General features: G+C 67.1%; 14 protein-coding genes. 4 read left to right on the top strand and 10 right to left on the bottom strand.

The annotated features are described in order from the left end of the window. Positions 1–31: 31 nt before the first annotated feature. From POR01S_RS10730 to dapA, 6 genes are read right to left on the bottom strand one after another with little or no spacing between them, the layout of a single operon-like run. Positions 32–1357 carry an MFS transporter gene (locus POR01S_RS10730; protein ID WP_042135746.1) on the bottom strand — a complete coding sequence of 442 codons (1326 nt, stop codon included), beginning with the start codon at positions 1355–1357 and terminating at the stop codon, positions 32–34. Between the two features lie 26 nt (positions 1358–1383). Then, the gene (locus POR01S_RS10725; protein WP_042135744.1) at positions 1384–2334 is read right to left on the bottom strand and encodes a phosphoglycerate dehydrogenase; all 951 of its coding nucleotides are present in this window, start codon (positions 2332–2334) and stop codon (positions 1384–1386) included. Positions 2335–2345: 11 nt separating this feature from the next. Continuing rightward, positions 2346–3359, bottom strand: coding sequence for a 4-hydroxythreonine-4-phosphate dehydrogenase PdxA (gene pdxA, locus POR01S_RS10720; protein WP_042135742.1), 1014 nt, complete (start codon positions 3357–3359; stop codon positions 2346–2348). After that, a complete protein-coding gene (locus POR01S_RS10715) occupies positions 3352–4605 on the bottom strand; it encodes a four-carbon acid sugar kinase family protein (RefSeq protein WP_042135740.1) in 1254 nt (417 codons plus the stop codon). The genes pdxA and POR01S_RS10715 overlap by 8 nt, the downstream gene beginning before the upstream one ends. Then, positions 4602–5768, bottom strand: coding sequence for an iron-containing alcohol dehydrogenase (locus POR01S_RS10710; protein WP_042135738.1), 1167 nt, complete (start codon positions 5766–5768; stop codon positions 4602–4604). Before POR01S_RS10710 ends, POR01S_RS10715 begins: the two co-directional genes overlap by 4 nt. Before the next feature lie 12 nt (positions 5769–5780). Beyond that, on the bottom strand, positions 5781–6656 hold the full coding sequence (gene dapA / locus POR01S_RS10705; protein WP_081875208.1) for a 4-hydroxy-tetrahydrodipicolinate synthase: 876 nt from the start codon (positions 6654–6656) through the stop codon (positions 5781–5783). 361 nt (positions 6657–7017) lie between these two features. Here dapA and POR01S_RS10700 point away from each other — a divergent pair, with 361 nt between their 5' ends. From POR01S_RS10700 to POR01S_RS10690, 3 genes are all read left to right on the top strand, one after another. After that, positions 7018–7494: a GlcG/HbpS family heme-binding protein gene (locus POR01S_RS10700; RefSeq protein ID WP_042135734.1), complete on the top strand. Its 477-nt coding sequence runs from the start codon at positions 7018–7020 to the stop codon at positions 7492–7494. An 11-nt stretch (positions 7495–7505) separates the two neighbouring features. Then, complete coding sequence (gene uraH / locus POR01S_RS10695) at positions 7506–7904, top strand: hydroxyisourate hydrolase (protein WP_027602718.1); 399 nt, start codon at positions 7506–7508, stop codon at positions 7902–7904. 529 nt (positions 7905–8433) lie between these two features. Then, a complete protein-coding gene (locus POR01S_RS10690) occupies positions 8434–9207 on the top strand; it encodes a WaaZ-like lipopolysaccharide core biosynthesis protein (protein WP_042135732.1) in 774 nt (257 codons plus the stop codon). Positions 9208–9285: 78 nt separating this feature from the next. Here the strand turns inward: POR01S_RS10690 and POR01S_RS10685 are convergent, their stop codons facing one another. The 3 genes from POR01S_RS10685 to POR01S_RS10675 form a co-directional block, all read right to left on the bottom strand. After that, entirely contained in the window at positions 9286–9723 is a 438-nt protein-coding gene (locus POR01S_RS10685) for a YqaA family protein (protein WP_042135730.1), read from the bottom strand. A 113-nt stretch (positions 9724–9836) separates the two neighbouring features. Beyond that, on the bottom strand, positions 9837–10376 hold the full coding sequence (locus tag POR01S_RS10680; protein ID WP_042135727.1) for a DsbA family protein: 540 nt from the start codon (positions 10374–10376) through the stop codon (positions 9837–9839). An 85-nt stretch (positions 10377–10461) separates the two neighbouring features. Continuing rightward, entirely contained in the window at positions 10462–11505 is a 1044-nt protein-coding gene (locus POR01S_RS10675) for an SDR family oxidoreductase (RefSeq protein ID WP_042135726.1), read from the bottom strand. Positions 11506–11668: 163 nt separating this feature from the next. Between POR01S_RS10675 and POR01S_RS10670 the strand changes: the two genes are divergently transcribed. After that, positions 11669–13060 (top strand): CoA transferase, encoded by a 1392-nt coding sequence (locus tag POR01S_RS10670; RefSeq protein ID WP_042135724.1) that lies wholly within the window; start codon positions 11669–11671, stop codon positions 13058–13060. 39 nt (positions 13061–13099) lie between these two features. Here POR01S_RS10670 and yghU read toward each other — a convergent pair whose 3' ends face one another. Beyond that, positions 13100–13933 carry a glutathione-dependent disulfide-bond oxidoreductase gene (yghU, locus tag POR01S_RS10665; protein WP_042135722.1) on the bottom strand — a complete coding sequence of 278 codons (834 nt, stop codon included), beginning with the start codon at positions 13931–13933 and terminating at the stop codon, positions 13100–13102. Positions 13934–14084: the final 151 nt, after the last annotated feature.

Genomic DNA, 14084 nt, shown 5'->3' with positions numbered 1-14084 from the left:
GGCAGGCCGCCGACGCCCTGGGCGAGGAACATCAGTGGCTGGGTTGGCCGGCGCCCAGCAGGTCCGCTTCCGGGTCATCCTCGGTGACGATGGGTTCCACCCGGCCGAGCAGGAACAGGTAGTTGAGGATGGCCGCCACGATCAGCCCGGCCGAGAACAGCAGGGCGATGTTGAAGGAGCCGGTGGTGGCGACGATGAAGCCGGTGACGATGGGGCCGACCACGCCGCCCATGTTGGACACCGAGTTCTGCAGGCCGGCCAGCATCGAGGTCATGCCGCGCGGGGCGATATCCCCGGGCATGGCCCAGACCTGGGTGGCGGCCACGGTGGTGCCGGACTTGGCGATGCACAGCAGCACGATGGCGATCCAGGCCGATTCGGCGAAGGCGGCCAGGCCGATGCAGGAGGCCATCAGCAGGCCGACGATCAGGAAGGTCTTGCGGATGGTGGTCAGCGAATAGCGGCCACTGCGATAGATGCGATCCGATAGCCAGCCGGCGAAGACTTCCACCACCATGGCGATCAGCAGCGGTAGCGCCGCCATGAAGCCCATGGAGATGAGGTCCATGCCCTTTTCCTTGACCAGGTAGGTAGGCAGCCAGGTGATGAAGAAGTAGGAGTTGTAGTTGATGAAGAAGAAGCCCAGGCACATGGCCCAGACGTTGCGGTAGCGCAGCAGCTCGTACCAGCGCATGGCCGGCTTCTCGCCATTGCCTTCGCGGCGTCGCTGGCCTTCGCGGATGTAGCGCAGCTCGGCCTGGTTGATGCGCGGATGGTCTTCCGGGTCGTTGCGGTAGAAGGCGAACCAGGCCAGGGCCCAGAGGATGCCGAGGGCGCCGCTGATGACGAAGGTCAGCTTCCAGCCGAACAGCGCGATCAGGCCAACGATCAGCGGCATGGCCACCGCGCCGCCGAACTTGGAACCGCTGTCGAAGATGCCCGAGACGGTGGCGCGTTCCTTGTCGGGAAACCAGCGCGAGGTGATGCCGGCGTTGCTCGGATAGGCCGCCGCCTCGCCGATGCCCAGGCCGATGCGCAAGGCGAACAGCGACTTGAAGCCCGTGGCGAGGCCGGTCAGGGCGGTGGCCAGCGACCACCAGAGCACGGCGCCGCCCAGGGTGGCCTTCTGGCCGAAGCGGTCGGCCAGCCAGCCTGCGGGCAACTGCAGCAGGGCGTACGACCAGAAGAAGGCCGACATGATCAGCCCCATCTCGGTCGCATTGAGGGCGAATTCCTTGCTGATGAAGGGCGCGGCGGCGGACAGCACCACCCGGTCGATGTAGTTGATGGCGATCGCCGTCCACATCAGTCCGGCGATGATCCAGCGAATCCTGGTGGCCTTGTTGTTGTTATCCATGATCAGGTTCCGAAAGGGGTAGGGGGTCAGGGGGCGACGACGACGGACTCCAGGGGGCCGGTGCCGGTGAGGGCGGCGACCACGTTGCGGGCGCAGGTGAGGCTGAGGATGTCCAGTGCGCCGGGGGTGTAGCCGGCGATATGCGGCGACACCACCACGGTGGGTAGCCCGTACAGCGGGTGCTGGTAGGCCGGCTCGTCCTCGAACACATCCAGGGCCGCACCGCCCAGGTGGCCGCTGTGCAGCGCCTGGTAGAGCGCCTCTTCATCGACGATGCCGCCGCGGGCGGCGTTGATCAGGTGGGCACCCGGCTTCATCAGGCCCAGTCGCCGTACATCCAGCAGGTGGCGCGTGGCGTCGGACAGGCCGATGTGCAGGGTGACGAAATCGGCTTCGGCGAGCAGTTCGTCGAGGGCGCGAAATTCGATGCGTTCGCGGTCGGCGAAGGCCTGATCGGGATAGGGGTCATGGGCGATGACGCGCATGGCGAAGCCACTGGCGCGCCGCGCGACTTCCTTGCCGATGCTGCCCAGGCCGACGATGCCCAGGGTCTTGCCATGGACGTCGGCGCCAAACAGCCGTGGCCAGTCGCCGGCGCGGGTTTCGCGGTCGGCGCGGGCCACCTGGCGGGCCGAGGCCAGCAGCAGGGCGAAGGTGTAGTCGGCCACCGCGTGGCGGTTGGAGTTGGGCACGTTGCAGACGGTCACGCCATGGGCGCGAGCCGCGTCCAGGTCGATGTTGTCGACCCCGACGCCGTGCTTGCACACCAGGCGCAGCTGCGGCAGGGCCGCGAAGGTGGCGGCGTCGAAGACGTTGAAGGCGGTGATGGCCGCCTGGCAGTCGGCGGCCGCGGCGATGAAACCCTCGGCATCGATGTCGGCGGGCAGGGTCACCAGGTCAATGCCGTGGCGGGCCAGCAGCTCGAGCGGTTCCCGGGAGTACTTGGCGAAGGACGGCGAGGTGCAGACGACTTTCATGGTCAGCCTCCTCAGGCGGCCTGGCTGGCGCGATGCCGGCTGGCAAGTTCGGTGGCCTGGCGCAGCGCCTCGATGAGGCTGCGCTCGTCAGCGATGCCCTTGCCGGCGATGTCGAAGGCGGTGCCGTGGTCCACAGAGGTGCGGATCACCGGCAGGCCGACGGTGACATTGACGCCCGCTTCCAGGCCCATGACCTTGACCGGGCCGTGGCCCTGGTCGTGATACATGGCCACCACGCAGTCGAAATCGCCGCGCCCGGCGCGGAAGAAAAGTGTGTCCGCAGGCAACGGGCCTTCCACGCGCCAGCCACGGGCGTGCAGCTCGTCGATGGCCGGCTGGATCTTGGTTTCTTCCTCGCCGTAGCCGAACAGGCCGTTCTCGCCGGCATGCGGGTTGATGCCGCAGACGGCGATCAGCGGATCCTGGATGCCGGCCCGCTGCAGGGTGGCGTGGGCGCGTTCGATGGTGCGCTTGACCAGGCCCGGCTCGATGCGCGCGATGGCATCGATGATGCCGATATGGGTGGTGACGTGGATGACCTTGAGGATCGGCGTCATCAGCATCATCGACACCTCCTCGGTGCCGGTGAGGTGCGCCAGCAGCTCGGTGTGGCCCGGGAAGATATGGCCGCCCGCGTGCAGGGCTTCCTTGTTCAGCGGGGCGGTGCAGATGGCGTCGAGTTCGCCTGCAGAGGTGAGCTGCACGGTGCGTTCGATGTAGCGATAGGCGGCGTCGCCGGCCAGCGCGGACAGCTTGCCGTAGGGCAGGTCGGCGGGAATCAGCCCGAGGTCGATGCAATCCACCACGCCGGGTTGGAAGCGTGCCTGATCGGGCCGCTCGATGGCGTTGATCTGCAGGCGACCGCCGACGATGCGATTGGCATCCTCCAGGCGACCGGCGTCGCCGATGACCAGCGGGCGGCAGCTGTCGTAGACCGAGGCGTGGGCCAGGGACTTCATGATGATCTCGGGACCGACGCCGGTGGCGTCACCCATGGTGATGCCGATGACGGGACGTTCAGACATGGTGGGCTTCCTTCTGCAGGGAGGCCGGGGCGGCCTGTGCGGGTAGGCTGGCGCGCAGGTGGCGCCAGGCGTCGAGGAGGGTGTCGGGTTGGCCGAAGCCGCCGGCCTTGGTCACGACCCGCAGGGCGCGACCATGCCAGCAGGTACTGGCCAGGGCCACGCCCGGCGCGAGGGCGCCGTGCAGGTCCAGCGCGGTGATGCCGGCCTGGGCGAGCAGGGCGCGAGCGGTTTCGCCGCCGGTGGCCATGAGGGCGGCGGACTCCTGCAGGGCGGGCTGCAGCAGTTCGGCCAGGGCCTGGCTCAGGGCCACGGCCTGGCGCGGGTCTCGGGCCTGCTGGTCAAGACTCACCAGGACGTCTTCGCCGCGGGCGAGTTGCCGAGCGAGGGCCGTGGCCAGCGCGGTACGCTCGGCGGCGCGCTGCGGCTCCAGCAGCCAGGCAGGGGCCAGCCGCTGCCAGTGTTGGCCGCTTCCCGCCACCAGACGTTCGGCCTGGGCCTGGGAGTGCCGGGACATGCTGCCCACCACCGTAAGGATCGGGCCGTCGCTTGGAGGGCGGAGTGCGGTATGGCCGGTCAGGCCCAGGGCAGCGGGCAGCGCTTCGGCGAGACCTGCCGAACCGACCCAGAACAGTTGCTGCGCCAGGGGCGCGGAAGCCCGGCCCAGCGCCTCGAGGTCCGTTTGACGCTCGGCGTCGCAGACCAGCGCGGGCAGACCACTGTCCAGCGCGCGGCGCAGGGCGGCGGCCAGGGCCACCGGCTGACGCAGGGTGGCGATATCGAGCCGCGCACAGCTGATGCCGTGATCGGTCAGTTGAGCGACCAGGTCGGCGCTACCGGTCAGGCCCTCGTTGCGCCAGACATCGGTCTGGTCGACCGGTACGCCGTCCAGGTACTGGAGGCCACCCTGGGTCGTGCGGCCCAGTGCCGGGTAGGCGGGCGCGACCAGGGCCAGGCCACGCGGGGTAAGGGCCGCTACCTCGGCGGCGACATTGCCACGCAGGGTGGAGTCGATCTTCTTGTAGAGCGCGGCGCCCGCCAACGCCGGGTGCCCGAGCAGTGCGGCATGGCGCGCGGCCGCCGCACGCGCATCCAGTCGACGGCTGTCCAGATCCAGTGCCGTCACCGGCGCCTGGGCATCCAGGGCCTCGGCGTCGAGCAGCACCCGGGTCGCCTGGGCCTTGGCGAAGCCCAGAGCGCAGTCGGCGGCGCCGCTGAGATCGTCGGCCAGGATCAGCAGGCGGGTCATGGCAGCAGGCGCCGGTACAGCGCCTGGATGTCGTCCAGGCTCAGCGGCTTGGGATTGTTGACCATTAGCCGGGTGACCTTGGATGCCGCCACGGCCATCTCTGGCAGGTGTTCCTCGCGGACACCAAAGGCGGCCAGGTCCTGCGGAATCTCCAGGGTGGCGGTCCAGGCGGCGATCTGCTCGATCAGTTTGTGCGCGGCGGCTTCGTCGCTGTCCTCCTCGCGGGCCAGGCCGCAGACCAGGGCGGCGCGCTTCAGGCGTGGCGCGCAACTGTCCAGGTTGAAGGCCATGACATGGGGCAGCAGCATGGCGTTGGCCACGCCGTGGGTGACATGGAACTTGCCGCCCAGGGGATAGGCCAGGGCATGCACGGCGGCCGTGCCGGCGGCGGTCAGGGCCACGCCGCCATAGGTGGAGCCGAGCAGCATATCGCTGCGGGCCGGTACCGAATCCGGCTGCTGATAGGCCTCGACGATGCTGCCGGCGATCAGGCGCATGGACTCCAAGGCGAAGGTATCGCTGACCGGGTTGGCCTTGTTGGAGATGAAGGACTCCAGGGAATGGGTGAAGGCGTCCATCCCGGTAGCCGCGGTGATGGCCTTAGGCAGGCTCAGGGTCAGCAGCGGATCGAGCAGGACCAGGGCGGGCAGCAGGTGGCGGCTGACCACGCCCACCTTCAGCTCTTCGTCGGGCAGGGTGACGATGGCATTGGGGGTCACTTCCGAGCCGGTGCCGGCAGTGGTCGGCACCAGCACGGTGGGCAGCCCGGCGCGGGCCACCTGGTCGATACCCAGCATGGATCTGAGCGACTGCTCGTTGGTGAGCATGACCGCAAACAACTTGGCGGCGTCCAGCACCGAGCCGCCGCCGATGGCGAGCAGGGCGTCGGGTTGGCGCGGCGCGACCTGCTCGCGAAAGACCTGCTCGATGTTCTCCAGGGTGGGCTCGATCTCGACGTTGTCGATCACGGCCACCTCGATGTCGCGGGCGGCTAGTTGCGCCTTGACGCGCTCGGTCACGCCCAGGCCGTGCATGGCGTTCTGGGTGACCAGCACTACGCGGCGCAGCGGGACGTCGAGGAGGGCGAGCTTGTCGCCGAGCTGATCCAGGGCGCCAGCGCCGTGAACCAGGTGTTTGACGGTCTGGAAATGATAGAGGGACATGGGCGCTCCGGATCAGTCGCGGTAGATGGCCAGCAGGCCTTCGAGCTTGTGTACGGTGGCTTCGTCCAGCGCTGCCACCGGGGCGCGGCAGGGACCGACCGGGACGTTGAGCAGGTCGGCGGCCTTTTTAAGCACCGACGGCATGGTGCCCAGGGCGAAGGCATCGCGCAGCGGCCGCAGCTTTTCCTGGGCGGCGCGGGCGGTGGCGTGGTCGTCGGCCTGGAAGGCGTTCCAGATGGTCATGACCACCTGGGGCACGGCATTGGCGGTGGCGGCCACGGCGCCATCGCCGCCGGCCAGCAGGTTCCAGTAGATGAGGGAGTCGGTACCGGCGAAGACGGCGAAGTCGTCGCTGCGGTACTTCATCATCTGCACCAGGGCGTCGAAGTTGCCGGCGCTGTCCTTGATGCCCTTGATCTGCGGGTGCTGGCTCAGAGTGGCGACAGCGCCGATGCCGATCGACATGCCGGTCTTGGCCGGAATGTTGTAGAGCATGAGCGGCAGCGGGGAGGCGTCGCCAATGGCTTCGTAATGCGTGATCAGCTCTTTCTGGCTGACGGCATTGAAGTAGGGCGTGATCACCGACAGGGCATCAACACCGCGATCCGCCATCTTTTTGTTCAGTTCAATCACTTCATGCGTGGCGAAGGCACCGGTACCGGCCACGACCGGGACCCGGCCATCCGCGGCGTCTACGGTAAGCTCGGCGATACGCAGCTTCTCGGCTTCGGAGAGCGCGAAGAATTCGCCATTGGTGCCCAGTACGAACAGGCCATGGACGCCAGCGCCGATCAGGTTTTCGATCAAACCGTGCAAAGCGTTTTCATCGACACGTTGCTGGGCGTCAAAAGGGGTAACGAGGGCGGGAACGATGCCGCGGAATTTCATGGTCATGCCTACCTTGTGATTGTTCTGATCACAATAAAGCATGTTTTGATCTAATCGATCAATAGTGGTCTGACGATTTTGCGCGTTCGATGAGCGGGTGCGTTTTCGGAAAGCAATAGGCCATTTGCGAGGCAACGGTCGAATCGGGTTGCTCGGCAATATAGACGGATAAACGTAACGGCGGCGCGGCGCCTTCACGTGTCTGAAGGGACGAATGTTCAAGCCATGGGTAAAGAGTGATGCCTGTCGAATCCGGCCAGCTATCCCGCTGATCCTTCTGACAAAATTGTCATCCCGCAGTACCCGTTCCTGACCGAACGATCAGGATAATTTGGCGAGGTCATTTCCCGGACCTCGAATCATGTCGCGCTTTCTTTCTTCCCTAACCGTCACGCTGCTGGGCGCTGCCTTGCTCGGTCAGGCGCAGGCGGCGCTGCCGCAGCACCCCGATCTCGACCTTGCTGCCGCGCAGCGTCTGGCGCAGGCCGCGCCCTGCAGCGCCGCGCTGGCGGTGCTCGACCGCAGCGGTCAACTGATCCTCCTGCAACGCGATACCCGCATCGGACCGCACAACGCCGAGGCGGCGCGGCGCAAGGCCTTTACCGCCCTGTCCACCCGCACCCCGTCGCAGGCGCTGGCCGAGCGCGCTCGGCAGAACCCGGATGCGGCCAATCTCGTCACCCTGCCCGAATTGCTGCTGCTGGGCGGTGGCATCCCCCTCTACGAAGGCGACCAGCTGGTCGGCGCCCTGGGCATCGCCGGTGCCGGCGGTGGCGGGGCGGATGAGCGCTGTGCGCTGGCGGCCGCTGAACACCTCAACCTCACCTCCCATCCTTGAAGGAGATTTTCATGAAGACGTTCGTGCTGTTGTCTGGCCTGGCCCTGTCCGGCTTCGCGGTCGCCGCACCCAATCCCCTGAGTGTCCATGTGCTCAACCTGGAAGACGGCAAGCCATCGGCCGGCGTACATGTGACCCTGGAACGTCAGGTGGGGCAGGGCTGGCAGCCGCTGGCGGAAGAGGTCACCAACGAGCAGGGCCGGGTGCCGGCGCTGTTTCCCAAGGAAAAGACCTTCGAGAAGGGGGAATACCGCGTGGTCTTCAAGACCGGCGACTATTATCGCCAGCAGGGCCGCAGCGCCTTCTTCCCCGAGATCCCGGTGGTGTTCGACGTCACCCAGCCGGAGCAGCACTACCATATCCCGCTGTTGCTCAGCCCCTATGGCTTCAGCACCTACCGCGGTTCCTAGTTCGCCGGCGAGGCGTCAGTCCTCGCGCCTGTCCACCGCGCTCGTGCAGGCACAGTGCGGTTGGCGGCAAATTCCAGCCCTGTGACCCTGCCATGCTTGGTGAGGGCCATTCGCGAGCGGTCGAGGCCCTGCGCGAATGGCGCCTCTCCGCGCGGTATTCCTGAGCATAGGAGCGGCATCTCCGCTAAGGGGCAATAGGTAGTCCGCGATGCCGGTGGGGGCAGGGCGGATCTTCGGATCGTTCCAGGCCCTGGGCCGCCTTGGCTCCTACTGGCTCACAAACAAGTCATCTAATTGCTATGGGCACCACATTTGGTACAGGCACCTTAAGTGAGTCCTAAGCGGCAAAACGTAGCGTTGGTAGCGTCATTCATGAGGGTGCCCGGTTACTTTTTTATCGGCGCCGTCGAATATGTATGACTAATAACCTTCGTCATTGCCGATAGGGAGCTGATGGCATGCCAATCGAGCAGCTTTCAAACCGCCTGTCCAAAGTCCTCAATGCCGCGCGTCCAGGTGGCTCGCTGCTGTGAGCCAGGACTTCGCGCCCCTGCGCAACAGTCACCGGGGTCCGGTGCTCCTGCTGGCCTCCGGACCTTCGGCTGCCGAACTCAACCTGGACGCCTGGCAGGACGTGCCGATCATCACCATGAACGGTGCCATCGCCAAGCTGAGCGGGAGCGGCATCCGTCCGCTCTTTTACGTCTGCAGCGACCTGAGCTTTGCCGAGCAGCAACCTGAGCTCTATGAATGCGGGCTCGAGCAGGCGCAGCGGCTGGCATTGTGGCCGACGGCGATCGAAAGCCTGGCGGAAAGCCGGCAGGCCAAGGCTCACGCTTTGAAACGAGCGCCCAGTACCCGGCTGGAACACTACCTCGGGCTGGAGCGCGACCAGGCCGAACGCACGCTCACCCTGCTCAGTCGCCGAGCGCGCGACATCGGCTTCAGCCGGGACATGGACTACGGCATCTTCGATGTCCGGACCGTTGCCTTCATCGCCCTGCAACTGGCCTATCACCTGGGCTTTACCAGGATCTATCTGGCCGGTGTCGACCTCAATGCCCGGGCCCCACGCTTCTACGAAGGCGGCGCGGACGCGAGATCGCCCTGTGGTCTGGACGAGCATCTGCACAACCGTATCCTGCCGGGGCTCAAGGTCATGCAGGACGTCATGACCGCCGCGGGCCGCCAGGTCTTCAATCTGTCGCGCTGCAGCTGCATTCCTGCGCAACTCATCCCACGCGCCGACCTGGCCGCCGTCGAGGCGGGCTGGCTGGGCCAGCGGACCCGTCAGGCCGGTTGAGTGCGCGCTCGATGTTTCGGTAGCGCATCGAGAGGTCTGGATGGCAGGGACCGCCGGACCTTTGCCTGCTGGGCTCGATCACTGCCAGCCCAGGGTAAGACCCCAGACCACGACGTAGCGCGTGGCCTTGGCCAGGCTCACCACCACTAGAAAGCGCCACAGGGGTTCGCGCATCACCCCGGCCACCAGGGTCAGGGGATCGCCGATCACAGGGGTCCAACTGAGCAGCAGCGACCACCAGCCCCAACGCTGGTAGGCCGCCTGGATGCGCGCCAGGCGCTCCGGCGACAGCGGAAACCAGCGGCGTTGGCGAAAGCGTTCGAGATGGGTGCCCAGCCACCAGTTCAGTGTCGAGCCGGCGACATTGCCCAGCGTCGCGGCCAGCAGCAGGAGGGGCGTGGCATAGCGCTCGGTGAGCAGCAGCCCGGCGAGGGCCGCTTCCGATTGCAGGGGCAACAGGGTGGCCCCGCCAAAGGCGAGGGCGGCCAGGCCCAGGTAGACGCTCAGGGCTTCCAGGATGGAGCTCCAGCAGGGCAGGCCATGACGAGGCTTTCTCGGGTCGAGGGGAAGCCGCCGAGCATAGCGCGAGGGACCGGACTATGCCTCCTCGCGATCCTGAGCCCCGGCGCTCACTCCAGCCGCGCGAGCCAGTCCGCGACCGAATCCCCGCTGCTGATGTCGGGCTGCACCAGGCCATCGATCATGAAGGTCGGCGAGACGTGGATGCCGTTCTGCCGGGCGTACTTGCAGTGCCACTTGATGGCGTGCTGCAGGTCCGGATTGGCGAAGGCATCGGCCAGGGCCAGGCCGCTGTAGCCTTCCAGGCGCGCAATGATGTCGTTGGGCGTGGCGTCGCGATTGGGTCCGGTGGCGTGATCCTTGAACTCGAATTCCTCGCGATGGGCAGCGACTGCTGCCAGCACCGCCTTGGCGCTCTCCTTGCCGCCATCGAGGGTGGCGGCGGCCAGCACGCAGCGCACCACCACACCGGAGAACAGGTGCCAGGGCTGGGATTGCAGGCGGATCTTCAGGGTGATGCGATCCGGACCGGCCTGGGCCAGCAGGTCGTCGAGCTTGTTAAAGGCCTTGACCGAAAAGGGGCAGGTGGGCTCGAGAAAGACTTCGAAGGTGCGGGGGCCATGGCCCCAGGTGAGGGTGTCGGCGTACAAGGTAGAACTCCGATGGCGAGACGTTGGGGTTGAGACCGCACGTCGTCCCGGGCGTTTTCCCGCACCCGGGACGAAGCGGGATGCCTCAGGGAATCAGTCGCCGCCGACGCATGTCCTCCAGGTGCGCGAGCAGGACTTCGTCCGATCTCAGGACCATCTGCCCGAAGCCGGCCTGCCGCGCCTTGGTCACATCGAAGATGGCGTCCTTCTCGACATGGAAGATGAAGTCGCCGAAGGCCCCGGGCGCGATCCGCTCGGGATCGGCCTCGGCCAGTCCTTCCCCTTGCGCCAGCGCCTGCCAGACCGGCTTCAGCGCGGTCAGGCGCTGGGCCAGGGAGATGGGTTGCGGCTCGCCGACGTCCAGCCCGAACCAGTCGGCCAGCTGCGGCCAGACGTGACTCCAGCGAAAGATATCGCCGTTGGTGAGGTTGAAGGCGCCATCGCGCTCCTCTTCGGCGGCCCAGACCGCGGCTTCGCCCAGCAGCGGCGCGGCGGTGACGTTGACCAAGGCGCCGCGATAGGCCTGCTCGGTTCCGGGGAATTGCATGGCGGTACCGGTCGCCTTGCACAGCGCGCCATAGAGACCGATCAGGTTGCCGAGGTTCATGGCCGAGCCCAGCGAGTGGCCGATAACGATGTCGGGGCGCAGGGCGGTCCACCGGATGCCGTCGGCCTCCAGGCTGCGCACGAAGTCTTCATGACGGAAATAGAGGTTGGGCGGGAAGTGGCGGCTGTCATCCTCGCGGGCTGGGGTCTTGTACACCCCCAGGTGGGCGCCGTAGATCTTGCCGCCCTGGACGAAGGTGATGCGGGCCAGAGGCGCGCCAGCGCTACGCACTGCGGCGACCAGGTTCTCCAGCATGGCGGCGTTTTCGTCCGCCTCGACGCCCGGGTCAGGGTTGGGCTTGAGGGCGCTGTAGAAGAGATGGGTCACACCGGCGAGATCGGCCTTGGCCGCGGCCAGGCTGGCCGGGTCCAGCAGGTCGGCGGTCAGGTGCGGAAAGCGACTGGGTGCCTGTCGCGAGCGGCCGACGGTGGTGATGGACCAGCCGGCCTTGGCAAAGGCTTCCAGCACGGCCTGGCCGATGATGCCGCTGGCGCCGGCGATGAGGAGCTGTCGTTCGGTCATGGGGGGTTCCCGATAGCGTGGGTGGGCTGATGAAGGGGAGACCCAGGCAGAGGGCGATTTGTCCCCGTGTCGGGCTGGACGGTAGACGGACGAACGCCGGTGTCCTGCTCGTGCAAGTAGGGCTACTGTGAGAGCACTGCCTGCTGCCGCGGAGGACCTTGCCTTGACCCACCCGTCCCGTACGCCTGCCGTCTTTCAATCCCTGCTCGGCGAACTCGTCACCGCCCTGGATCTGTCTGCCGCCCAGGCGGCAAACCTGCAGGTCCGGGGCAACGACAGCCTGGCCTCCTGCTTTCCGGTCAGCGACCTCGCCACGGCGGCGATCGGGGTCGCCGGCCTGGCCGCCGGCGACCTGCTGGCCGAAGGGGCACCCGGATTGCCGGTGCAGGTGGACCGGCACCTGGCCGCGGCCTGGTTCAAGACATCCCTGCGTCCCCTGGGCTGGGAATTGCCCGCCGTCTGGGATGCGATCACCGGCGACTACCGTACCCGCGACGGCTGGCTACGGTTGCACGCCAATGCGCCCCATCATCGGGAGCGCGCCCTGGCCGTGCTGGGCTGTGGCAATAGCCATGACGCCGTGGCGCAGGCCATGGCGGGCGGGTCGGGCGAAGACCTGGAGACGGCCATCGTCGCGGCGGGCGGCTGCGCGGCGAAGCTGCGCACCCAGGCGGAGTGGCAGGCGCATCCCCAGGGGCAGGCCGTTGGCGCCGAACCGCTGATCGCTCAGGAATGGACAGTCGCGGATATCGCCAGCAATTGGCGGCCCGATCCACAGCGTCCGTTGCAGGGCATCCGCGTCCTCGACCTGACCCGCATCCTCGCCGGGCCGATCGCCACCCGCCTGCTGGCCGGGCTGGGCGCCGAGGTGCTGCGGATCGATCCGCCCGACTGGGACGAACCGGCCCAGGCACCCGAGGTGACCCTGGGCAAGCGCTGCGCGCGACTGGACCTCAGGCGCCCCGCCGATCGCCAGCGATTCGAGGCGCTGCTGACCTCGGCAGACATCCTGGTCCACGGCTATCGCGCCGATGCGCTGGAGCGACTGGGCTACGGCGTCGCTGCACGTCGCGCGCTGAATTCCGGGCTGATCGATATTTCGCTCTGCGCCTATGGCTGGAGCGGTCCCTGGGCGCTCCGTCGGGGCTACGACAGCCTGGTGCAGATGTCCTGCGGTATCGCCGCGGCCGGGCGCGACTGGCAGGGCGGTGAGCAGCCGGTGCCCTTGCCGGTGCAGGCGCTCGACCACGCTACCGGCTACCTCATGGCGGCCGCCGCCCTTCGCGGGCTGGCGCTGCGTCAGCGGGAGCGGCGAGCTATGACGGCGCGACTGTCCCTTGCCCGTACCGCTGTGCTACTGAGTGAGCGACCGGGCGCGAGTGGTGGTCCGGCGTATGGAGGGCCGGAGGAGGGCGACTATAGCGAGACGCAAGAGCCGACCGCCTGGGGGCCGGCGCTGCGCTTGCGGGCGCCGCTGAGGATCGGCGAGGTCGAGTTGCAGTGGCAACGCCCCGCGACACGACTCGGCTCCGCGACCGCGGACTGGAGTCGCTAGCGGCGGCGGAGACATGCCGCCGCCGTCCGCTCTGCCGAATCAGGTGAAATCGCTGGCCGAATGCCGCTCCGCCAGTTGCTCACCCGGCTCACCCCAGGTGCGATTGACCCGCCGACCGCGCTGCACCGCCGGCCGGGCGGCGATGGCCTGGGCCCAGCGCTGCACGTGGCTGTAGTCCTGTACCGAGAGGAATTCCGCGGCGTTGTACAGCTGGCCCAGTACCAGATTGCCGTACCAGCTCCAGATGGCGATGTCGGCGATGCCGTACTCCTCGCCGGCCACATAGGTGCGCTCGGCCAGCAGGCGATCGAGCACATCGAGTTGGCGCTTGGCTTCCATGGCGTAGCGGTTGATGGGGTATTCGAGCTTTTCCGGCGCATAGGCGTAGAAATGGCCGAAGCCGCCGCCCAGGAAGGGCGCCGAGCCCATCTGCCAGAACAGCCAGTTCAGGGTTTCGGTGCGACCGGCGTGATCCTTCGGGATGAAGGCGCCAAAGCTGTCGGCGAGATAGAGCAGGATGGCACCGGACTCGAAGACGCGCAGCGGCTCGGCGCCGCGGCGATCCACCAGGGCCGGAATCTTGGAATTCGGATTGATCTCAACGAAGCCGCTGGAGAATTGGTCGCCCTCGCTGATGCGGATCAGCCAGGCGTCGTATTCGGCGTCGGCATGACCAGCCGCCAGCAATTCCTCCAGCAGGATGGTCACCTTCATGCCGTTGGGCGTGCCCAGGGAATACAGCTGGAAGGGATGCTCGCCGACCGGCAGTTCCTTGTCGTGGGTCGGGCCGGCGATGGGGCGGTTGATGCTGGCGAAGTTGCCGCCGGAGGTGGTGGGGGTCCAGACGCGTGGGGGGGTATAGGATTCGGTCATGGTGGCACTGGCCTCAGTCGGCAAGGGTTGGTAGTTCGATCATAACCGAACTTTGCGTCCGGTCTGTTCAATGGCTCGCAAGCTGGCGATAAACCCTGTCTCGCATTCACACGACAGCAGGGCTCAAGGGCGGCTGCTGATCACAGACCCG

The sequence above is a fragment of the Pseudomonas oryzihabitans NBRC 102199 genome, from assembly GCF_000730625.1.
In the GTDB taxonomy this organism is placed as follows: Bacteria; Pseudomonadota; Gammaproteobacteria; order Pseudomonadales; family Pseudomonadaceae; genus Chryseomonas; species Chryseomonas oryzihabitans.
Note: the sequence above shows the minus strand (reverse complement) of the source record. Positions and strands in the feature narration are given on the sequence as shown.

Excerpts from the sequence above, each read along its gene's own strand:
- POR01S_RS10710 (WP_042135738.1), bottom strand. The coding sequence starts at position 5,768 with ATGTCCCTCTATCATTTCCAGACCGTCAAACACCTGGTTCACGGCGCT.
- POR01S_RS10725 (WP_042135744.1), bottom strand. The coding sequence starts at position 2,334 with ATGAAAGTCGTCTGCACCTCGCCGTCCTTCGCCAAGTACTCCCGGGAA.
- POR01S_RS10730 (WP_042135746.1), bottom strand. The coding sequence starts at position 1,357 with ATGGATAACAACAACAAGGCCACCAGGATTCGCTGGATCATCGCCGGA.
- POR01S_RS10675 (WP_042135726.1), bottom strand. The coding sequence starts at position 11,505 with ATGACCGAACGACAGCTCCTCATCGCCGGCGCCAGCGGCATCATCGGC.
- POR01S_RS10700 (WP_042135734.1), top strand. The coding sequence starts at position 7,018 with ATGTCGCGCTTTCTTTCTTCCCTAACCGTCACGCTGCTGGGCGCTGCC.
- dapA (WP_081875208.1), bottom strand. The coding sequence starts at position 6,656 with ATGAAATTCCGCGGCATCGTTCCCGCCCTCGTTACCCCTTTTGACGCC.
- POR01S_RS10715 (WP_042135740.1), bottom strand. The coding sequence starts at position 4,605 with ATGACCCGCCTGCTGATCCTGGCCGACGATCTCAGCGGCGCCGCCGAC.
- yghU (WP_042135722.1), bottom strand. The coding sequence starts at position 13,933 with ATGACCGAATCCTATACCCCCCCACGCGTCTGGACCCCCACCACCTCC.
- pdxA (WP_042135742.1), bottom strand. The coding sequence starts at position 3,359 with ATGTCTGAACGTCCCGTCATCGGCATCACCATGGGTGACGCCACCGGC.
- uraH (WP_027602718.1), top strand. The coding sequence starts at position 7,506 with ATGAAGACGTTCGTGCTGTTGTCTGGCCTGGCCCTGTCCGGCTTCGCG.